This window comes from Nostoc sp. (genome assembly GCF_036917375.1).
Taxonomy (GTDB): Bacteria; Cyanobacteriota; Cyanobacteriia; order Cyanobacteriales; family Nostocaceae; genus Nostoc.
Window position 1 is genome coordinate 63,036 of record NZ_JBALDN010000090.1, and the last position, 19,981, is coordinate 83,016.

At 42.8% G+C, this 19,981-nt stretch carries 21 protein-coding genes; 4 read left to right on the forward strand and 17 right to left on the reverse strand.

Translation table 11 applies throughout. The features are described 5' to 3' along the window. The first annotated feature begins 7 nt into the window (after positions 1–7). From V7K45_RS23250 to V7K45_RS23265, 4 genes are all read left to right on the forward strand, one after another. Positions 8–1,846 carry a bifunctional serine/threonine-protein kinase/formylglycine-generating enzyme family protein gene (locus V7K45_RS23250; RefSeq protein ID WP_335007331.1) on the forward strand — a complete coding sequence of 613 codons (1,839 nt, stop codon included), beginning with the start codon at positions 8–10 and terminating at the stop codon, positions 1,844–1,846. A gap of 27 nt (positions 1,847–1,873) precedes the next feature. Then, positions 1,874–2,335 (forward strand): hypothetical protein, encoded by a 462-nt coding sequence (locus tag V7K45_RS23255; RefSeq protein WP_335007332.1) that lies wholly within the window; start codon positions 1,874–1,876, stop codon positions 2,333–2,335. A gap of 435 nt (positions 2,336–2,770) precedes the next feature. Then, positions 2,771–3,445, forward strand: coding sequence for a hypothetical protein (locus tag V7K45_RS23260; protein ID WP_335007333.1), 675 nt, complete (start codon positions 2,771–2,773; stop codon positions 3,443–3,445). Positions 3,446–3,855: 410 nt separating this feature from the next. Next, positions 3,856–4,062 (forward strand): hypothetical protein, encoded by a 207-nt coding sequence (locus tag V7K45_RS23265; RefSeq protein ID WP_335007334.1) that lies wholly within the window; start codon positions 3,856–3,858, stop codon positions 4,060–4,062. Here the strand turns inward: V7K45_RS23265 and V7K45_RS23270 are convergent. The 17 genes from V7K45_RS23270 to acsF form a co-directional block, all read right to left on the reverse strand. Beyond that, on the reverse strand, positions 4,043–4,588 hold the full coding sequence (locus V7K45_RS23270) for a GNAT family N-acetyltransferase (RefSeq protein WP_335007335.1): 546 nt from the start codon (positions 4,586–4,588) through the stop codon (positions 4,043–4,045). The two genes, V7K45_RS23265 and V7K45_RS23270, sit on opposite strands and share 20 nt — an antisense overlap. Before the next feature lie 183 nt (positions 4,589–4,771). Beyond that, on the reverse strand, positions 4,772–5,587 hold the full coding sequence (locus V7K45_RS23275; protein ID WP_335007336.1) for a class I SAM-dependent methyltransferase: 816 nt from the start codon (positions 5,585–5,587) through the stop codon (positions 4,772–4,774). A 22-nt stretch (positions 5,588–5,609) separates the two neighbouring features. Next, positions 5,610–6,188: an O-methyltransferase gene (locus V7K45_RS23280; protein WP_335007337.1), complete on the reverse strand. Its 579-nt coding sequence runs from the start codon at positions 6,186–6,188 to the stop codon at positions 5,610–5,612. A 2-nt stretch (positions 6,189–6,190) separates the two neighbouring features. After that, complete coding sequence (locus V7K45_RS23285; protein ID WP_335007338.1) at positions 6,191–6,916, reverse strand: hypothetical protein; 726 nt, start codon at positions 6,914–6,916, stop codon at positions 6,191–6,193. Positions 6,917–6,927: 11 nt separating this feature from the next. After that, positions 6,928–7,314, reverse strand: a complete 387-nt coding sequence (gene hpxZ, locus V7K45_RS23290) for an oxalurate catabolism protein HpxZ (protein WP_335007339.1) — start codon at positions 7,312–7,314, stop codon at positions 6,928–6,930. Between the two features lie 58 nt (positions 7,315–7,372). Next, on the reverse strand, positions 7,373–8,626 hold the full coding sequence (locus tag V7K45_RS23295; protein WP_335007340.1) for an MFS transporter: 1,254 nt from the start codon (positions 8,624–8,626) through the stop codon (positions 7,373–7,375). Positions 8,627–8,653: 27 nt separating this feature from the next. After that, complete coding sequence (locus V7K45_RS23300) at positions 8,654–9,430, reverse strand: sulfite exporter TauE/SafE family protein (protein WP_335007341.1); 777 nt, start codon at positions 9,428–9,430, stop codon at positions 8,654–8,656. Next, the gene (locus V7K45_RS23305; RefSeq protein ID WP_335007342.1) at positions 9,430–10,083 is read right to left on the reverse strand and encodes an HAD family hydrolase; all 654 of its coding nucleotides are present in this window, start codon (positions 10,081–10,083) and stop codon (positions 9,430–9,432) included. Before V7K45_RS23305 ends, V7K45_RS23300 begins: the two co-directional genes overlap by 1 nt. Before the next feature lie 82 nt (positions 10,084–10,165). Then, positions 10,166–11,128 (reverse strand): DMT family transporter, encoded by a 963-nt coding sequence (locus V7K45_RS23310; protein ID WP_335007343.1) that lies wholly within the window; start codon positions 11,126–11,128, stop codon positions 10,166–10,168. Between the two features lie 231 nt (positions 11,129–11,359). Beyond that, positions 11,360–12,739: an LLM class flavin-dependent oxidoreductase gene (locus tag V7K45_RS23315; protein WP_335007344.1), complete on the reverse strand. Its 1,380-nt coding sequence runs from the start codon at positions 12,737–12,739 to the stop codon at positions 11,360–11,362. A 68-nt stretch (positions 12,740–12,807) separates the two neighbouring features. Continuing rightward, positions 12,808–13,401: a glutathione S-transferase family protein gene (locus V7K45_RS23320; RefSeq protein ID WP_335007345.1), complete on the reverse strand. Its 594-nt coding sequence runs from the start codon at positions 13,399–13,401 to the stop codon at positions 12,808–12,810. Positions 13,402–13,790: 389 nt separating this feature from the next. Then, positions 13,791–14,705 carry a TauD/TfdA dioxygenase family protein gene (locus V7K45_RS23325; RefSeq protein ID WP_335007346.1) on the reverse strand — a complete coding sequence of 305 codons (915 nt, stop codon included), beginning with the start codon at positions 14,703–14,705 and terminating at the stop codon, positions 13,791–13,793. A 96-nt stretch (positions 14,706–14,801) separates the two neighbouring features. Continuing rightward, entirely contained in the window at positions 14,802–15,602 is an 801-nt protein-coding gene (locus V7K45_RS23330) for an SDR family oxidoreductase (RefSeq protein ID WP_334899112.1), read from the reverse strand. A 31-nt stretch (positions 15,603–15,633) separates the two neighbouring features. Continuing rightward, positions 15,634–15,981, reverse strand: coding sequence for a hypothetical protein (locus tag V7K45_RS23335; protein WP_335007347.1), 348 nt, complete (start codon positions 15,979–15,981; stop codon positions 15,634–15,636). Between the two features lie 15 nt (positions 15,982–15,996). Next, a complete protein-coding gene (locus V7K45_RS23340) occupies positions 15,997–16,944 on the reverse strand; it encodes a zinc-binding dehydrogenase (RefSeq protein ID WP_335007348.1) in 948 nt (315 codons plus the stop codon). Between the two features lie 366 nt (positions 16,945–17,310). Then, positions 17,311–18,696, reverse strand: a complete 1,386-nt coding sequence (locus V7K45_RS23345; RefSeq protein WP_335007349.1) for an eCIS core domain-containing protein — start codon at positions 18,694–18,696, stop codon at positions 17,311–17,313. 227 nt (positions 18,697–18,923) lie between these two features. Beyond that, entirely contained in the window at positions 18,924–19,979 is a 1,056-nt protein-coding gene (gene acsF, locus V7K45_RS23350) for a magnesium-protoporphyrin IX monomethyl ester (oxidative) cyclase (protein WP_335007350.1), read from the reverse strand. Positions 19,980–19,981 lie beyond the last annotated feature (2 nt).

A 19,981-nucleotide genomic window follows, 5' to 3' on the forward strand; every position in this document is an offset into this window, starting at 1 on the left:
CCTCATTATGCAAATCTGCCAAAATCCCAATTGCTCAAATCCATTCAACTCTGATAGCAATAGATTTTGCGTGAGTTGCGGACAAAGCAACTTTGGTAAACTTCTCAGAAACCGTTACCGCGTATTAAGACTATTAGGTGAAGGTGGATTTAGTAGAACATATTCTACAGAAGATGTAGACAGACTAAACGCCCCTTGTGTTATCAAGCAATTTTTCCCACAATTTCAGGGAACAGGACAACGCACTAAAGCCGCAGAATTTTTTAAAGAAGAGGCTTTTCGGTTGTATGAACTAGGAGAAAATCATACCCAAATTCCTAGATTACTAGCTTATTTTGAACAAGGTACTAGTTTGTATCTCGTACAAGAATTTATTCAAGGAAAAACTCTCTTACAAGAAGTTCAGCAACAAATTTATGGCGAACAACAAATTTGGAAACTTTTAGCTGATTTATTGCCAGTTCTGGAATTCATTCATACGCATAACGTCATTCATCGAGATATTAAACCAGAAAATATCATCCGCCGTGCAAGTGATGAAAAACCCGTTTTAATTGACTTTGGCGGTGCTAAACAGGTAACACAAACCAGTATCGGAAGACAAGCTACGGTAATTTATACCCTTGGCTATGCCCCAACAGAACAAATGGCTGGATTTGCTTGTCACGGCAGTGATTTGTATGCTTTGGGTGTAACTTGTGTGCGTCTTTTAACTCAATGTTTGCCTTTGCAGGATGCTTCTGGACAGATTAATGACCCTATTTATGATGCCATGAGCGCTAAATGGTTGTGGCGCGAACGTTTACAAGAAAAAGGTATTACTATCAGTGACGAATTAGGGAAAATTTTAGATAAATTACTCAAACATTTACCAAGCGAAAGGTATCAAACAGCAGTAGAAGTTATCAACGATTTGAAGTTTGCCACATCGAACATTGAACCTGTTGCTTTAAAAATTGTTTCGATGCCTCAACCTATATTACCGCTACCACCACAAAAAGTAATCGTACCATTACCCCCATTAGAAACCTTTGAATTTGACGTAGTGACATTAGACACAGGTGGTAGAGAAGTCAACCGCATGAACTGTAATGCCAACTTCTTTGCTGAAGAATTAGGTAAGTCTGTCACATTAGAAATGGTATCGATTCCTGGTGGTACTTACATGATGGGTTCGCCAGAATTTGAAGGAGATGCTGACGAACGTCCTCGACATAAAGTTACCGTCGAACCATTTTTTATGGGTAAATTTCCTGTAACTCAAGCACAGTGGAGAGTAGTAGCAGCTTTACCTAAAGTCAAACAAGCTTTAAATCCCCATCCATCGAAATTCAAAGGTTTAGATAGACCAGTAGAAAATGTATCTTGGTATGAGGCTATAGAATTCTGTCTCAGGCTATCAGAAAAAACTGGACGCGACTATCGTTTACCGAGTGAGGCTGAATGGGAATATGCTTGTCGTGCTGGAACTACAACCTCATTCCATTTTGGCGAAACGATTACCTCTGAGTTAGTCAGTTGCACTATAGAACCAAAAAGCAAATTCCGTAAAGAAACAACAAACGTCGGTAGTTTTGAAGTCGCCAACGCCTTTGGATTGTACGATATGCACGGGCTAGTTTGGGAATGGTGTGCTGACTCGTGGCATAACAATTACAATGACGCACCCGTAGATGGAACAGCTTGGGAAGTTGGCGGCGATCTAAATCGTCGGGTGCTACGCGGTGGTTCTTGGAGTTTCAGTCCAGAACTGTGTCGCAGTGCTAGCCGTAGCTGGAATGAGTCAGACGGTGGACTAAGGGTTTGTGGCTTTAGAGTAGTATTTTCTGTAGAGGAGATTATTTAGTAATTTAATTACAAGGCTATATAAATTATGAACAATAGAATTGAGAAAGGTGACATAGTAGTTATAAATAAAAATGGAAAATATCATCAGCAAGTGGGTGAAGTTAGCAAGGTAGATTACAACATTTTCTTTGTAAAAATAGTATTAGTAAAGTTAGGTAATCAAGAAGAAGCCTTTGAAGAAAAAGATTTACAATTACAAACTAAAAAGCCGAGTCTGCAAGAAGTTATTACATCAATAGACAAAATTTTAGAACAAGTTACTCAGATTCCCCACTTGCCGACACAAGAGCAAGTAGAGTTACCCAACCGTTTGAAATATCTGAAATTAGATATTCCTAAACTAGATAAGCAATTGATTCAAAAAAACTTCGACAGTATAGATAAAATACTCGCAGTAACAAAAGAAGTAGACTGTTCAGGCAGCTTTTGGCAGGAAATAGATCATAATTTGGAGAAAGTAAGTTGGTGGATTAGAACAAGTCTGTGAACTAAAAAGTAAATCAGCGAGAATAGATCAGCTTTTTCTAGTTCTATGCTAGAGGCTGCAAATACCTAATTAGACTTATTGCATGAATCAATGAGCTTTCACCTTAAATCCCTCTCCCAAATTTGGGAGAGGGATTTTGAAATTGGCTCCTAAATAATTGGCATTAGATATAATTAAACGTAACTATATTTTTTTCATGTTCTATGTTTAATACCTTATACCTTATACTTTACGCCTCATTATGAATAGTGATTTTTATTTGTACCTCCTTCCTTAACATTGTATTTGTAACTGGATGGTTTAAACTTTGTTATTAGCTGTATATTTAGATAAACTTAAGCTTTGCAAATATTTTATATAGTAAATTCTGACTTTATAGATTAAAAAAAGAGATTTTTTTACTTAAAATAAATATGAAGATCATCAGAGATATATATGCGTTTCTTTCAGTTTTTAGGGATTGTTGGTTGTACTACAGCAGCTTTCATCTCAGTAGCACCCATACAGGTAGAAGCTGCAACTTTTAAAGTGATATCTGGAGTCACCAGCATCGATCGCGATCACGAGAAGATTCTTAGTAGTATTGGGCTAAACTTGACAGGTACTAATCAGACAGTTGCACCAATTCCTAGCAATTATTTAGTTGGCTTCAATATTGACTCACTTACTAACTTCACGTTCAGTGACGAGGGCGGTTTTACTCCACTCTCAGGTACAATCGAGCATACTGGTACTGTTACATTCAACAATCAAATTACTGTTGGTGACTTTTCAATCGGTTTTGCTCCAGGACGTACTGTCACAGGTGCCAGCGGACTTGTTTTAAGAGACACATTTTCTTTAAATACAATTTTATTTGACTTGAGCGCTCCGGGACTTGTAGCATTTGATGGCCAAAATTTAACTATCCCTGATGTGAAATTGTTGGTTTCTCCAGAGTTTGCTAATATATTAGGCGACTCTAAATTGACCGGTTTGTTTGCTGGAACTGCACGAATTGATGCTCAAGTTGCTGCCGTCCCTGAACCTAATAGTGTACTAGCAACTTTAGTAGCAGGTGCGGCTCTTTTAGCAGCTAGATTTTATACTCAAAAAATTAAATGCACCTGATATTTTGAAGCATAGCCAACCAAAAGTTCGCTCTACAACCTAACACTTCATCCTTTTCAAATCTCGTTCCTAGTCTTTGCTGGAACGAGACAACCCAATTATCAGGAGTGCTGAGTGGGGAATGGGTTTGGAGGTATTGGGTAAAGGATAGACTTCTTGGCATTTGTCGGGAAAAGGGAAAGGGGGAAAGGGTAAAGGTTTTGTATTTTCCCTTCCCCTTTAACCAAAACTTTTTCCTACGAGAGTGCAAAAAGCACTTTTGCCAAGAGGTTTGATGTATTCAAAACCAATACCTTTTCCCTTTACCCTTTAACCGAACTGTATTGGAATCTCACTTCTTTACTCAGCACAGACTAAATGTCCCGCTACCGCTAACGAAATTCGGATAAGAAGTAAATGCCCTATGACCTATGACCAAATACTTTCGCTCTAATGTTGATGCAATGGCTAATACCAATTCAATTAATGGTTGCAACACATCCTTGGGTAAAGACGCGATGAATCGCGTCTCTACAAATGGTCTATTTGTCGCATTCTTTTTTCAAATTGGTATAACTATGTTTCCGGTGAGCAACTTCAACGTTGGTACACGGATTATTAAACTTCTCTGCTTCTAAAATTGCTTGTTGTAAGAAGTTTACTTTCTGAGCGCTGCACAGCATATATATAGTGCGGTATGTCGCGCCAGAGTATCTCCTGAACGACCTTGAGTCCGTTCTTTTCAGCTACACGACGAGAAGGAATGTTTTCTGGGCGAATCAGGGAGATAACGCGATCGCAACCCAGCACGTTAAAGGCGTAGTCTTGGCAAGCATACGCAGCTTCGGTGGCGTAACCCTGCATTTGTTGGTCGCGGCGGACATGATAGCCAATTTCGAGTTCTTGATGTCCCTCGACCTCTTGCCAAACCAGTCCGCAGTCGCCAATTACCTCGCCCGTTGCTTTAAGAACCATCGCCCATAAGCCGTGGCCGTGCTGTTCGTAGTTGCGGCGATGCCGATCGATCCACTTTTGCACCATCTCGCGGTCAAAGGGTTTTGGGTAGTAGCGCATTGATTCTGCATCGCCGAGGACAAGCAGTAGCGCGTCGAGGTCAGAAAGCGTCATTTCCCGCAGGAATAGGCGTTGAGTTTCCAATATCATTAGTGAATCCTCCTTTAGCCATTGTCCAGTTTATCTTTGCCTGGTACGTAGTAAGGACTTCAGTGCTTATAGGGCTTTTCAAGTAATTGAACTAGACTAATCCCCGCGCGATCGCGGTCTAAATACCTGAAAATTGCTATAAGACAACGACTAAAGTCCTTACTACAAATTTTTTTATCGCAATTAAGCCCAGTTGCGTACTACCACAATCTTGAACCTCCTTTCACCAGACAAATCGTAGTCGAAAGACCCGTAGTGTTGCAAAGCCCACTCTTCCAAATCTTGAATTGCACGGGCAAAGATATCATCCGGGATGTGCCAGGTATGACTATTAACTTTTTTTCTATGATATTCAAGCAATTTGCCCACAGTTACTTCAGGCTGCCATTTGGCTGCAACAACTGTTTCTAAATTTGCTCCTTGTTCGCGCAACTCTGTTAAAACTTCTTCTTCTATTGCACCATAGCGGAGTAAAGGGTAACTATAGCTAGCAATGATATCTTGCCAATGTTGCTGAAAATCAAACCTACCCTGATTGATATCTTCATTAACTTTGCTGAAATTCATATTACCGTGAGTGTAGAGATAAATTCCTCCCGGTTTAAGGACTCGACGAATTTCTGCTAGTGCTTGCTTCCAAGCAGGAACCAGGTGAAACACATGAACTGTCAACGCCACATCAAAAGAATTGTCAGCAAATGGTAGAGAAGTTGCATCTCCCTTAATTGCTGTTAGTTGATGAGACACACCTTCTAGCTTTTGGTGCAGTTCAGCTAACATTTTTTCAGAGATATCTACACCAGTGTAGGAATAGCCTCTTTTTGCGATCGGGACAGCAATTCTACCAGTGCCGATACCTGTTTCATAGAATTTGGTTTCTGTTGTTGCTGAAACTAGATTGAGGATAAAATCAGTGATTTGCTCGGAAATCTCAGGTGATAGTCCCCGCGTTGCATCGTAGATATCAGAAACGCGATCGAATGAAATGGTTGCAGTCATTTATCTTTTATCCTTAATTATTTCATTGAATGCGCGTTGCTAAAATTACTGCACTTTTGGCTGTCACGCGGATTTCTGTGGCAGCAATCCGAGGCTCTTTGAGCCAAAATTCCCTGATTGGATCTGTGCGTCCGTGCCATTCTGGTGGCCAGTATTCTTCGGGTGTGAGATCGTCTAATAAGATGAAGCCTCCAGGTTTGAGTGCTGTGATTAATGTCTGAGGTTCTGTAAGTTTTGCCTTTCCGCCATCGGCAAATAACAAATCAAAGGGAGCATAGGTGAGCAAATCGCGCCAGTCGCCTTGAACTGCGCGGACATTAGACTTATCTGCAAATAGCTGTTGCACAAGTTTGGCAAGCTGGCGATCGCTTTCAATAGTAATCAATGTAGTATTTGGCTGTAATGCACTTACAATCCATGCTGCACCAACCCCACACCCGCTCCCAATCTCGCCAATTTGACCCTGTGTGATGTGGCTGGTGAGGACGTGCAACAGGCGACCAACTTCTGGGAGTGAGGATTGGGTAAACTCAAGTTGTGTAGCTAGAGATTCGGCCTGCTGCACTAATGATGGACTTGAGGCAATGGGATAGGTTGTCATGTCTACTTCTTGAGCAAAACTTCTCGCAACACAACTGCTAAATCTTGCAATGCACGTTCACCATCTCCCACAAACGTTGAACCATGCATTGTCGCCAGTGTACGCGGCTTGAGATCTGCTAATTCCTGGAGAATGCGATCAGTATGTGTTGTATATGGTATGTAATTGGGAAAAGGACTGGCTTCATAATTGACAATTGTTTGACGAAACCGTTCAATCACATCAGACTCAGTTATTGCTTCCACATCTCCAAACTGGTGGAAAAGGTCTGAGCAAAACAAGGTTTTATGAGTAGTTTCAAAGAATAATCCTGCATCCCAACCGTGAGGAACTTGTGGTGTATGGTGAAACTGAAAACTATATTTACCAGTGTTTAAAACTTCAGCGTGTTGCATAATTTTGGATGGACGAATTGCAAAATCATCTACGCTCACAAAGGCTGCTATGGGGCTACAAACTGTCTGAGCATTTGGCGCAATGGACAGCCATTCATTTAGCGATCCACATTCATCAGCTTCAAAATGGCTAAAGCTAATCCAGCGAATTTGTGATGGATCAATAATCTTTGCCACTGCATCATGTACTAGTGGAAACATCCCCTTTAGACCCGTATGAAATAATAATGGTTCTTCATCCTTCACTAAAAACTGGATGAATTGCATATCTATTTTTGAGTCATAGGTTGAGATGCGATAGATATCTGGGGCAATTTCGGTAATGCTAGTCATAGTTTTAAAACTCATACTGGCAATAATGAAACATGGGCTGAAACTACCTTCCAGCCTTCGGTAAACCTGTACCAAGTCTGGCTTTGTCGCCCGAAACGCTCTATACCATTGATAATCCGGCGAAATTCTAAAGTCACTGTTGCTGCATCTTTCCCAAAGGTTACAACCTTGAGGTTCGAGATTTCTCGCTCTATTTTTGGGTTTGGTCGATTCTGACGAAAGTTACGAATTTCATCGCTGCCATAGAGGTTTTCTGTAATTCCAAAGCGCACTACTTCGGGTGCATCCCAAAACAAGCTATCCATCACCTCCAAATTGTTATTAGAAAGGGCTTCTTCATACTTGAGGTACAAATCGGTTACTTCAGCGACAACAGCAGGGTCATTTATAGTAGTCATTGTTGTTAACAATTTTTGGTATTATGCACTCTTTTAAATAGTCAAAGCTATTTTTCTTTTAAGCTCTTTCAGTACGTAAATTTAGACGAAGCAGATTGCGGAAGGTGGAGATTTGCTGCATAAAAAAAATTGAGCCTGCAATATAAATACTTGCACCAAGGATGACAGTATTGTTACTACCAATTTTACTTGCTAGTGCGCCAGCTATTAAGTTGCCGATAGCAAATGCGCCTGTAGATGCCATAACGTAAAGACCTGTAATTTGCCCGCGATTTTCATCAGTCACTAACAGTTGAAGCAAGGTGCGTCCGGCAATTATCTGCAAAATAAAGCCGAAACCAGCTGCTAATAATGAGAGCAGTGAAAGCCAGAACACACGGGATAGGGCAAAGACAATCAAGCTTATCCCCATAAAACCTATGCCCAATGCTAGAACTTTACCTGACTCCAGTACATTGCTATGCTTAGTTAAATAGATACCACCTGCTAAGGTTCCTAAACTGGAAGCTGTCATCAAAAAGCCAAAGGTGTTAGGGCCACCCTGTAAAATCTCCTTAGCAAAAATCGGCCCCAAAGCTAAATAAAATCCCCACACGCAGGAGGCTAAAGCCGAACCAATCAAGACTGAGCGAATTGGCAAAAATCCAAAGGCGTAGTTAAAACTAGCTTTCAAATTTTCTAAAGGTTTGCGTGTGGAAATAACAGCTTTTTTGGGGTCAAGGTTCATTGCAAGAAGGGCAATAATTACGGCGATGTAACTGATACTATCGAGCAGAAAACAAAGCCCCGATCCCACTGCCGCAATTAACAAACCTGCGATCGCAGGCCCAACCATAAGTGAAACGCTGACAAGGGAGGAGTACAAGGCGGTCGCATTACCGAGATTTTCCTTACTGACCGTTTCTGGTAAAAATGCCTGTCGGGTGGGAATATCGAAGGCGTTGATTATCCCTTGCAGTACACCAAGAAGTACAATCTGCCAGACGTTAATAGTACCATTCAAGGCCAGCCAAGTCAGAGCCAAAGACTGAAGCATTCCCAGAATCTGGGCAATTAGTAGAATTTGGTGACGATTCCAGCGATCGGCAATGATTCCACCCAGAGGAATCAATAGAAGTGTGGGAATTTGGCTGGCAAAGCCCACTAGACCTAGTAACCAAGCGGAATCGGTGAGGCGATATACTAACCAACTAGTAGCCACTTGAGTCATTGACGTACCAATCAGAGAAATTGCCTGACCTGTGTAGTACAGGCGAAAATTTCTAGAACTGAAAGCACGCAGCATGACTTGTGATTTGTTTGATGCTTCCATACATCACTCCTGAGTAGTTCCCAGTTCTTAACCGTGAATAAAAAAGTAGGCAGTCATCGTAAAGGCAACAATTATCACAAATTTCCGAATTAAGTGGGGTTCAAGTTGGCGAGCATAATGGGCACTTAAGTAACCACCAAGAGAGCCACCGACTGCCATCAAAATAGCTTGATGCCAAGCAATCACACCTGCAAAAATAAATGGAACGATCGCAATACCATTGATACAACTCCCTAAAAATGTCTTAAAAGCATTCATTTTGTGAATACTTTTGATGCCTAAAAACGTTAGAGCTGCCAGCATTAAAATCCCTATACCTGCGCCGAAGAAACCGCCATAGATGGCGATCGCTAGTTGAGCTAGTAGCAAATTAAACAACGGTACAGATTCCGGTGATGTATTCTGGTTTTGACGCTGCAACCACTTTTTGAACGATTCGCCAAAGGTAAACACAACTGTTGCTAGCAGCAATAGATAGGGAATCAGCTTTTTAAAGACATCAGGCGATGTATACAACAAAGCGATGGAGCCAATCATGCCACCAAATAAACTGACACCACATAAAAGTAAAAAATCTCGCCGCTCGATGCCCAAATCTTGACGATATGCTCCAGCACTGGCTAGGGAAGCCACCCAAATTGCAGTATTATTGGTGGCGTTAGCTGCGATCGGCGCGACACCCGTAAAGATGAGAGTTGGAAATGTGATAAAACTTCCACCACCCGCTACAGCGTTTAATCCGCCTGCAATGAAAGCAGTACTAAACAACAGCAAGCTATGGAAAAGTGTTAAAGATGGTGGCATTATTTACGAATTATTAATTTAGGAATATCACTTGGAGAATGGGCAATCAAGTCAGCACCATGAGCTTTTAATTCCTCCTCAGTTCCATAGCCATAGGTAACACCAATTGAGGCGATGTGATGGCGCTTGGCTCCAATGATGTCATGTGAGCGATCGCCTACCATCACCACAGTAGAGGGTAAAAGTTTTTCTGTTAATAAAATATGGTGAATTAAGTCACCTTTTATGCTCCGAGTTCCGTCAAGTTCGCTACCATAAACACCATCAAAAAGCAATGATAAGCCAAAATATTTAATAATTTGCGTAGCATAAATATATGGTTTAGAAGTAGCAACAAAAGTTTTATAACCAGCAAAACGAATTGCTTTTAAAACTTCTATAATCTGGGGATAAAGTGAGTTTTCAAATAATCCAATTGTCGCAAAGCGACGACGATAAAGCAAAATTGCCTGTTCAATTACTGTGCCATCCAAGGTATTGAGTAATTGCGAAAAGCTATCTTTCAGTGGTGGGCCAATACACCAATTTAATTCATCAGCATTCGGTGGTTTGTAACCGAGTTCAGAGAGTGCATACTGAATACAACCAGTGATGCCAGGTTTAGGATCTGTTAAAGTTCCGTCGAGATCGAAAAGGATAGCGGAGAAAGGCATATTTGATATTAATAATTAGTAATTCGTAAATTATAAAATTACCCCATGCCCAATTCCCCATGTCCAATTCCCAATTTCCAATTTAACCCCTAAATTTGAGCGATTTCACAAACCCTTCTGCACTAAGTAAGGCGATCCCCAATGTGACAACACCAATCCCGACGCTCTGAATCACGTTTAAAGTTTCGCTAATGGTTATCCATGCAACTAACGCTGTCAATGCTGGACTGCTAGAACCAATGATGGAGGCGGTAGATGCGCCAACCATCCGAATCCCCACATTGTTTAAAGTATGTCCGAGAAAGCTGACCAGACCGGAAAATATGCTACCAATCCATAGGGGTGTCCAGTCAAGTTGGGCGTTTTTACCTGGCCAGAACAGTAAGCTAACACCAGAAAGCAGTAGAGTGCAGGCAAAACTGAGCCAGGTAAAGGGAATTGGATGGAATTTTTCTAAACATTTTTGAGCAATGATGCAATAAAAGGCATAAACGATCCCAGCGCCAAAACTAGCGAAAATACCGATCGCAATGGTATGACTACTGTAGGTGGCAGAAGATTGGGGAATGGTGAGAGCGCTTCCAACCAGAATAATAGCCATTACTAGCCAACGGAATAATGTGGGGCGATCGCCAAAAAACTTCCAAGACAGCAGCGCTGTAAATACGGGATAGGTGAAAAATAGGGTCAAGGCAATACCTGTGGGAATCAAGCCAATAGCAATGTAGAGTGCAGCAATATACACAAACATCAGCACTCCACAGCCAAGAGCTTGGATTAGAACATCCCTACCCTTGCGTGTGAATAAGTATTGAAGTTCTGTCCAAGCAGATGGATATAGCTTGAATGATAAAGATGCCATGAGTGGAACCACCAGCAGCATTCGCATGAACATTAGCAAGAAGGAATTCTGCAAATCCGGTTTAACGTATCCACCGAGTAAAAATAAACCTAGTACGAGATGTTCTGAAAACAAAACTCGGACTGTAACGTTGTGAAACGTCAAAACAAAGGAGGATAGAAGAACCGTCAGGATGCCCAACACGATAAAAAGTTTCCTTAGAGACGACTTGATTGTATTGTTAAAACCACTGGAATAACAAACCAGATGAAGTTTGAGGAAATCAAAGCCGTCGCTTCAAAAACACTTCTTGGCATTGTGGGGAAAAGGGTAAGGGTTAAAGGGTAAAGGTATAGAATTTTCCCTTACCCTTTAACCTTTAACCTTTTCCCAACATCTTGGTATTTGTTACTTTTGCAAGATGTCTAATCACAACTATGCAAAGGAACCAACGCCTACAGGTTCAGGAGCAGTTTTTGTGGTGAATTGGTTCACCGGACGGGGCAAACCAAGATTCTCGCGTAAAGTACTGCCTTCATACTCAGTACGAAATATTCCTCGGCGTTGCAGTTCGGGAATTACCAAGTCTACGAATTCCTCTAAACCCCCAGGCAGCCAGGGTGGCATAATGTTAAATCCATCAGCTCCACCATTGACGAACCAATCTTCTAACTGATCGGCAATATGTTCTGGTGTTCCGAGAATCGTTCGATGTCCCCGCGCTCCTGCAATCCACAAGTACAGTTGTCGAATTGTTAAATTCTCTCTGCGGGCAAGATCGGTAATCAGTTGCAAGCGGCTTTTGCCACCGTTGGTATCTGGCAGATCCGGCAGCGGCCCATCTAGGGGATATTTGGACAAATCATGGCCGCCCACTAGCCCAGAAAGTAGCCCTAATCCGACCAAGGGATGGATCAACTCCTGAAGTTGTTCATATTTATCCTTAGCTTCCTGTTCAGTCTTACCAATTACCGGGAATACCCCTGGCATAATTTTAAGATGGTCAGGGGAACGTCCGTATTTAGCCAATCTCCCCTTGACGCTGGTGTAGAAGGCTTGAGCTTCTGCCAATGTCTGTTGTGCAGTGAAAATCACCTCTGCTGTTTGGGCAGCCAAATCCTGTCCAGGCTCGGAAGATCCAGCTTGTACGATTACTGGATATCCCTGCGGTGGACGCGCCACATTGAGCGGGCCGCGCACCGAGAAATATTTACCCTTGTGGTGGGGAATATGCAGCTTTTCTGCATCAAAGTAAATACCTGACTCCTTATCGTGGAGAAAAGCATCATCTTCCCAACTGTCCCAAAGTTTGGTGACAACATCCACAAATTCCTTCGCCCGTTCATAGCGCAGCGAGTGTTCTAGGTGGTTTTCTTGGCTGAAATTCTGCGCTGCGGCTTCAGCAGCAGAGGTTACAAGATTCCATCCGGCACGACCACCGCTGAGATAATCTAACGAGGCAAACTTGCGGGCGAGATGATAAGGTTCATCATAAGTCGTTGATGATGTCGCCACCAATCCGATATTTTCTGTCACCGCAGACAGAGCCGATAATAAGGTTAAAGGTTCAAAGTGGACACTGAATTGTCCCGAACGGCTAAAAGCCTCAGCCCCTTGCCCTCGATCCCAGACGGCTAAACCATCTGCGAGGAAAAGCATATCAAATTTGCCTCGTTCAGCCGTTTGTGCTAGCTGCTTGTAATGCTGGAAGTTTAGACCTCCATCAGCCGGGGTATTGGGATGCCGCCATGCTGCGACGTGATGACCACTACCGGGTAAAAATGCTCCGAGTTTAAGTTGTTTTTTCGTACTCATATTTCTATTTGCGAAGGCGTACTTATGCTTTTTTCGTTCTCTTGTTTGGAATAAGAAAATGTTAGTTATTAAGACTCTGGTCTTGTTGCTTGGATGGAAGGCCGTTTAGAGAATTCATTGTACCAATGGGCAAGTTTTGGATATTTTTGCCGCCATTGCAGATCGGGAAGGCGGATTTCTAGTCCAAGTGCAGAGGCGAGAGTTATATGAGCAAGTTTAGGAGTTTGGTCGAGTTTATCTGATATCTTCTCGAAGTACTCCAAAATTCTCAACGCTCGCGTAGACTCAAACTCGATTACCCCAGGAGACTGCTCGCTGTGGATACGCCTTAACTCCCTTACCCAAACAGCAATGCCATCTATAAACCCACCAGTCATACCTTCAAGTTGCTGTAAAAAGCCATTAGAAATGTCAGCAACTAGTTTGATCTCAGGATTTAAGTGATTAAGATAGACGCATATTATACGTGTTTCACTCAAGATAAATCCGTCATCAGTCGCTAAAGTTGGAACTTTACCTGTAGGGTTGTAATTCAATAGATCGCTGTTCGGATCTCGTGCAATAACTTTTTGCGTTTCGATCCGATCGCACAGATTCAGTTCTAGTGTTGCTACCCGTGCAATGCGTGCATAAGGTGAGTTAGGTGTATAGAAGAGTTTCATAAAAAAGCGCGATCGTCATTAGTCAGCAGAAAGTTAAGCCAGCAAAGGAGAGGGGACAGGGAAGTGGAGTTCAAAGGCTCATTAATGAAGCTCAAAAGCTCATTAATGGAGTTCAAAGGCTCATTAATGGAGTTCAAAGGCTCATTAATGAAGCTCAAAGACTCATTAATGGAGTTCAAAGGCTCATTAATGAAGCTCAAAGACTCATTAATGAAGCTCAAAGACTCATTAATGAAGCTCAAAGACTCATTAATGGAGTTCAAAGACTCATTAATGAAGCTTAAAGACTCATTCACGAGTATTAAACACTCGTTCACAAGTATCAAAGACTGATCTCTCTCCTATTCCCCATGCCCCATGCCCAATGCCCAATGCCCAATGCCCAAATATTACGCAGTCACGGCCTCACGTCGGTTGTACTGAGAAGCATCTCCCTTGATAGCCTCACTTTGTTTACCATCGATGCCCACTGGGAGGTCGCCGACAATTGTGACTCGTTGAACGTGGCGGGGCTGGTCGCCATAATCTGCGATCGCATAATGTTGAGTAGCCCGATTGTCCCAAAAAGCTACGTCACCAACTTGCCAACGCCACCGGACTGTGTTCTCAGGACGTGTTACATACGCTTGTAACAGCCGGAGAATATCATCTGATTCAGTTGTTGATAAGCCACGGAACTGGCGCACAAATCCGCCGATGAATAGCCCACGCTCCCCAGATTCGGGATGGACGCGTACAACTGGGTGCAGAGTCTCGTACACAGTCGAGGTGAAGACAGCCCGATAAGCCTTGACATCTTCAGGTAAGTCAAATGCAGTTGCATAGTCGTATTTGTTGCTATGTACTGCCCAAAGTTGGTCTGCGAGATTACGCAGATGGATAGGTAAATCTTGGTAAGCAGTTACTGAGTTTGCCCAGATTGTATCGCCACCAGTTGGCGGAATATCAAGCGCTCGTAAGATAGAACCGAGAGGAGGACGGTCTACAAATGTTACATCTGTATGCCAGCTATTGGCGCGGGAAGTAGTACGACCATAATTCAGGTCTAAGACTTCTGGATTTTCTGGCAGCGATGGTACGGTAGGGTGGGCTGTAGTGAGTTCACCGAAACGACGAGCGAAGGCGACTTGTCCATCAGCATCAAGCTGTTGCTGACCGCGGAAAAATATCACTTTGTATTTGACTAAAGTCTTGCGAATATCGCTGATGATGTCATCACTGAGATTAGAACTCAGATTAACACCAATAATTTCAGCACCGATACGTCCTGCAACTGGTTTGATATCAAAGTATTGAGAACCCATGTTTTTTATCTCCAAGAAGTTTATCTTTTGACAAATTGTAGAGACGCGATTCATCGCGTCTGATTCTGATTCATCGCGTCTGATTCGTCGCGTCTGCTAAACACCAGGGGTAGATCCGCCATCAACGATAATCTCTGTTCCTGTAATCGATGCAGCTAGATCGGACACCAAAAATAGCGCCAGCGCGGCAATTTCTTCTGGCTGGGCGATTCTTTTTAAAGGAATACTTTGGATATTTTGTGCCTTTACTTGCTCAACAGTGATGCCTTGCGCTTGGGCATTTTGCCGAGCTAAAGTCTCGGCACGCTCAGTAGCTGTAGCACCAGGGGAGATAGCGTTAATGCGAATCTTGTACTCGGCTAGCTCTTTAGAAATGCCTTTTGTGAAGTTCAGCAAAGCAGCATTACTTGTACCGCCAGCTAGGAAGTTAGGGCGAGGTGTGCGTCCTGCACCACCAACTATATTGACAATCCGCCCATCACCGCGACTTTTTTGATGGGGAACGACGGCTCTAACTAAGCGGATATAGCCCAATAATTTTAAGTTCCAAGCATCCAAAAATAAATCATCAGTGGATTCTAGGAAAGACCCAGCACGGGCTGATCCGGCATTGTTAATCAAGATATCAATCTGATTAAATTGGGCTAATGTTGTGGAGACAACTTTCTCAACATCTTCTGCTTTCGTTAAATCAGCACTAATGGCAATAACTTTAGCGCCAGAAGTTGGTAAAGACTGGATGGCAGCTACTGCATTTTCTAGTCTTTCTTGATTGCGGGCTGCGATCGCAACATTCACCCCCTCACTATAAAGTGCTTTGGCAGTAGCTAAACCAATGCCCGCGCTTCCTCCTGTAACGATCGCTGTTTTACCTGATAGTTTTAGTTCTAAACTCATACAAACTTACCCTCACAAAAATGTAAGTAATTTAATTGCAAACCAATAATATTGCTGATTGAGAGCCTGTATTGTGGATATCCAAAATGACTCGGCTTTCCTCAGATGTACAACCTAGAAGTATCTTGATTTCTGTATCTCGCTTTTCCAGATCGACACTACAAATGACGGCAGTTACTGTTTGATTAGACAAGCTACCTATCCAGACATCAATATCGGCTCCATCTCCAGAGCGAGTGTCTTGTAAATATCCATAATCCAGGGGATAAACGAAAGATGGATAACGTGGATGTGATGTCCCTTTTGGGCGATCTATCTTGAGATTATTAAGGGCTACAAGCCGATCTAGTTTGAACCAGAAATCAGTACTATCCCTCATACCATCTGCGATCGCTCAATTTGAAATGTGCAACACAGCTTTGCCAGGAAAACGCCTATCGAGTAGTTGTTGGGCAACATCAGCTATTTCTGTCCAAGAAGCTTCTAAATCAATGTGAGGATGTAACTCACCTGCTTCTACTAGACTCAAAAGCCGTTTTAGACCGACTGCTGCTGATTCAAATCTCAATTCATCGAACAGACGTAAACCATACAGGCTGACGCTACCAGTCCCAAAAAATTGAGCCGCGTTGAATGTCACTTCATCTCCCCCAGATACTCCATACAGCACAGTTTTCCCATCCTGTGCCAGTAAGCCAAGGGCTACCCCCAAAGTCTTGCCACCCACTGACTCTACAATTAGATCGTAGGGCCCGTACTCGCTGGCAGGTGAGAGGTCTTCGCCAATCACCACCGATTGCGCCCCTGCGTCTCTAACTAGAGTTTCATAGCCAGCTTGACGAATATGTGCCACGACTTGCGCTCCTGACAGTTGTGCCAATTGAATAGCGAAGTAACCAACGCCTCCTGATGCGCCTGTAACCAGAACTGACCGACCCAAAAGTGAACCACCTTTTAACACCGCATGGTATGCAGTTAAACCTGCTACAGGAAGTGTGGCGGCTTGAGCAAAAGATACCGATGACGGCACTACTGCTAAGGCGTTAGTGGGAACAGACACGAGTTCTGCCCAAGCACCAGCACGGCGCAAGCCAACTACACGCGCCCCTTGGGGAGGCCCCGATCCATCGGCGGCGGGGATTTCCACTACACCTGCCAAGTCCCAACCAGGCTGCCAACCAGCCTCAGCAGTGGTTGAACGTTTTATCTCTCCCCGATTGAGGGAAATTGCCGCTACCCGCACTAGAGCTTCATCTGGGGCAGGCTTTGGTGCAGTCACTTCACTCAGTGCCAAACGCCCCGGCACATTGGGATCAACAATCACAGCACGTATTTTGCTCATAAGGTTGCCCTGGCTTAGAGATTAATTTCTAGTTCGTTGGTTCGCAATCTTATACCTGCAATAAATAATCTCGATAGGTTAGCTATTTATTCTTAACTTCAAATCCTTGCAACTAGGTTAAAGAAATTCAAAAAACAGCGGCATCTTGATAAACTTACAGTACTTTATGGCTTGTAAAAAGAAAACTATCACAGACAGCCAGAAGAATCAAGCACCTTGTGGATAAATTCGCTGTTGACACTTGCACTTTTGTCAAGCCAAATGGCTTTCGTATTGTTCGGCGTTCTTTTTATGATTTCTCCATGTGAGTCCAAACAGTGCAAACGCAAAAATAATTAGCAGGTTTGCGTTATGGTGTTTTCGCCTTTATTGTTGAGTTTGAACCTCTACCTTTGCATCCGATTCATCTCCACTTTGAGAAACTTTTTCTGGGCCGCACTGTACCGGAGTTACTCCTGTACCTTGAGTGAGTCCGTGTTTCGTTGTGGTGTCGTAGGCGTTGTTATCAGTATTCGCTTGGGCGTAAGTATCGTTAAAAATCTTGTCAGATGCTGAGGTTGTTTTGCCAAGAAGCTTTTTGTGTAAATCTTTAAAAGCCTTTTCGTCAATACTAATGTGCCCATTCTCGTGTGTATCAAGAGCGCTATAAAACCTTGCCCATTCTTTTTTAACGGGTTCGCATTGTTGATCGAGTTCCGTCCAGACGGGCATTGCCTTAGTTTCCGTTACTAAGACATCTGCCTCGTAGACAATTTCATCGGATTTATCTTCTGCTTGGTAAGTTTTGACATCTTTTTCGGGGGCACAGGTAACACTGCCCGCTTCGCCCTTTCCTTGTGATGTTAAGTTTGTAATTGCTTCGGTAATATTTTTTCCCGAAGCAGTAATTGTGGCATTCTTTTTGTCAATTTTAGTTGTCCCTTTTTTGGGCGGCATACCACTAGATGTCTGTTCAACAGGGGCTGGTGCTGTAGATGCATCGCTTTGTTTCTGCACTTTGCCTGTCTGCTGTACTACATGGGTTAACTCATGGGCTGTCAACTCGTTATTACCAGGTGATTTCTCGGCGCTAAAGTAAACATCACTACCATGAGTAAAGGCCTGCGCTCTCAATGACTTATTCATCTGCATCGCATTGGAGTCAGTATGTACTCGCACATCGTCGAATTTACGACCAAAGCGCGGTTCCATAAAGTTTCGCACTTCGGGAGATAAAGGGCTTCCTCCACCCTTACTATTATTTAACTGACTCTCAATATTGTCTTGGGTTTGAACGCTGCGATCGCTAACGCGTTGTAGCGACAATTCGGTTTCTACTTCCTCTTTTTCTTGCTCACAATCTGCACATTCTCGTTGTACTATATGTGAATCTATTGCACCGATATTTATATTTGACTTAAGTCTAGGTAGAAGCATAATCTGGTCAGCTGACTGCTCATACTGGTCTTTTGGCTGGCTACCTATAAGTTGCGGCTGTGGACGACGCAAAGATATGCGACTAATGTCGTGAACAAGAGGTTTTTCTTTGATGGCTTCTGATTCTAATAATTGCTCGTTAGCAGACGGGGCTTCTTGAAGGTCGCCATTGAGCGCAGTATTATTATTTGTTGGTAAACCAAAACCGCGTGTTGGATTGGCCAATGTGGGAATATTGGATGAGACAAGCGATGGATTCGTAAAATTTGATGTCCCTATGTGGGGCCGCTTCCATGTGGGTAAAGGCAAAGCGGCTTGTCTTTTAATGTCGCTCATCTCTCAATTCCTACATTTTCTAGATTAATTAGTAACCTCTTATATATTGCATTCCAGTATCTTCTATACAAAAATTTAACTATTTTATTGACATATTTATATATAGACTTTAGTCTACCTTTGTCATCATTCAGCTACCAAATATTCAAGAATTGACATCTGGTGAAATTAATTATGCGTTATTCAGAACACATAATTAATTTCACCAGCAGATGTCTAATAAATAGCTAACGAACCGTTCCCCGCAGGGCTTCAGTATTAATTGGTTTGATGAGGTAAATTAACAGCAGATTCCAAACAATTGCTGCAATCAAAGGTAGTTTGCGAATTAGCTTCACCAATTTCGGATTATAACTGTCTTCAATCTCTGCAATTTTCAAGTTGTAACCTGCACAGCGTTGCAGACGTGGGAAAAACTTGGGATGTTCGGTATTCAACATTACAGGAAAAGCCCGTCCTGCGGTTTCATTGGTGTTGCGGACAACTTGGATATCAAATTCTGTGGCATCAAGTCCCAATGATTTGTAGAACCCAGAACGTTCATGAACTGTCAGGGTGTGAGTCGCAAATACTGATAGCAAGAAAAAGCGACTCCACAGCCTAGATTTCCAGGTGTTCCAGAGTTGGGGTTGAGAACGCAATAATGCTTTGAATATGTCTCCGTGGCGGTTTTCGTCTTGACACCAACTCTCAAAGTAGCGGAATATCGGATAAAACTGGTTTTCTGGGTGCTTTTCTAGATGCCTGAAAATAATAATGTAACGCCAGTAGCCGATTTTTTCTGAGAGGTAAACGGTGTAAAGTACCCATTCAATCGGGAAAAATGTATAAGTGCGGGTTTTGGTAACAGTGCCTAAATCAAGGGAGAGTTTAAAATCGGCCATTGCTTTGTTGAGAAATCCGGCGTGGCGGGCTTCATCACGCGCCATCATTTGAAAGATTTCCGCTAGCATTGGACTGCGATTTTTCAGCTTGCGGGATAATTCCTTGAATAGCAAGAAGCCAGAAAACTCAGAAATGCAAGAGCGTTCCAAATACTCTATAAACGCCTGCCTTGCTTCACCATCAATGTGTTCCCAAGACTGCTCAAACGCTTCATCCCGAACAAAATGGTGGCGGTTGTAGTCTGTCCGCATTTCTGTCAACATCGCCTGCAATTCCGTTTCCTGGGCAGACAAATCCAGATTGGCTGCGGTTTCAAAATCTGTAGTGTAAAACCGGGGGGTGAGTACAGTTTCTTTGCTGGGGGTTTTGATTTCTGGCTTGGGTAGGGTGTTAACCATGA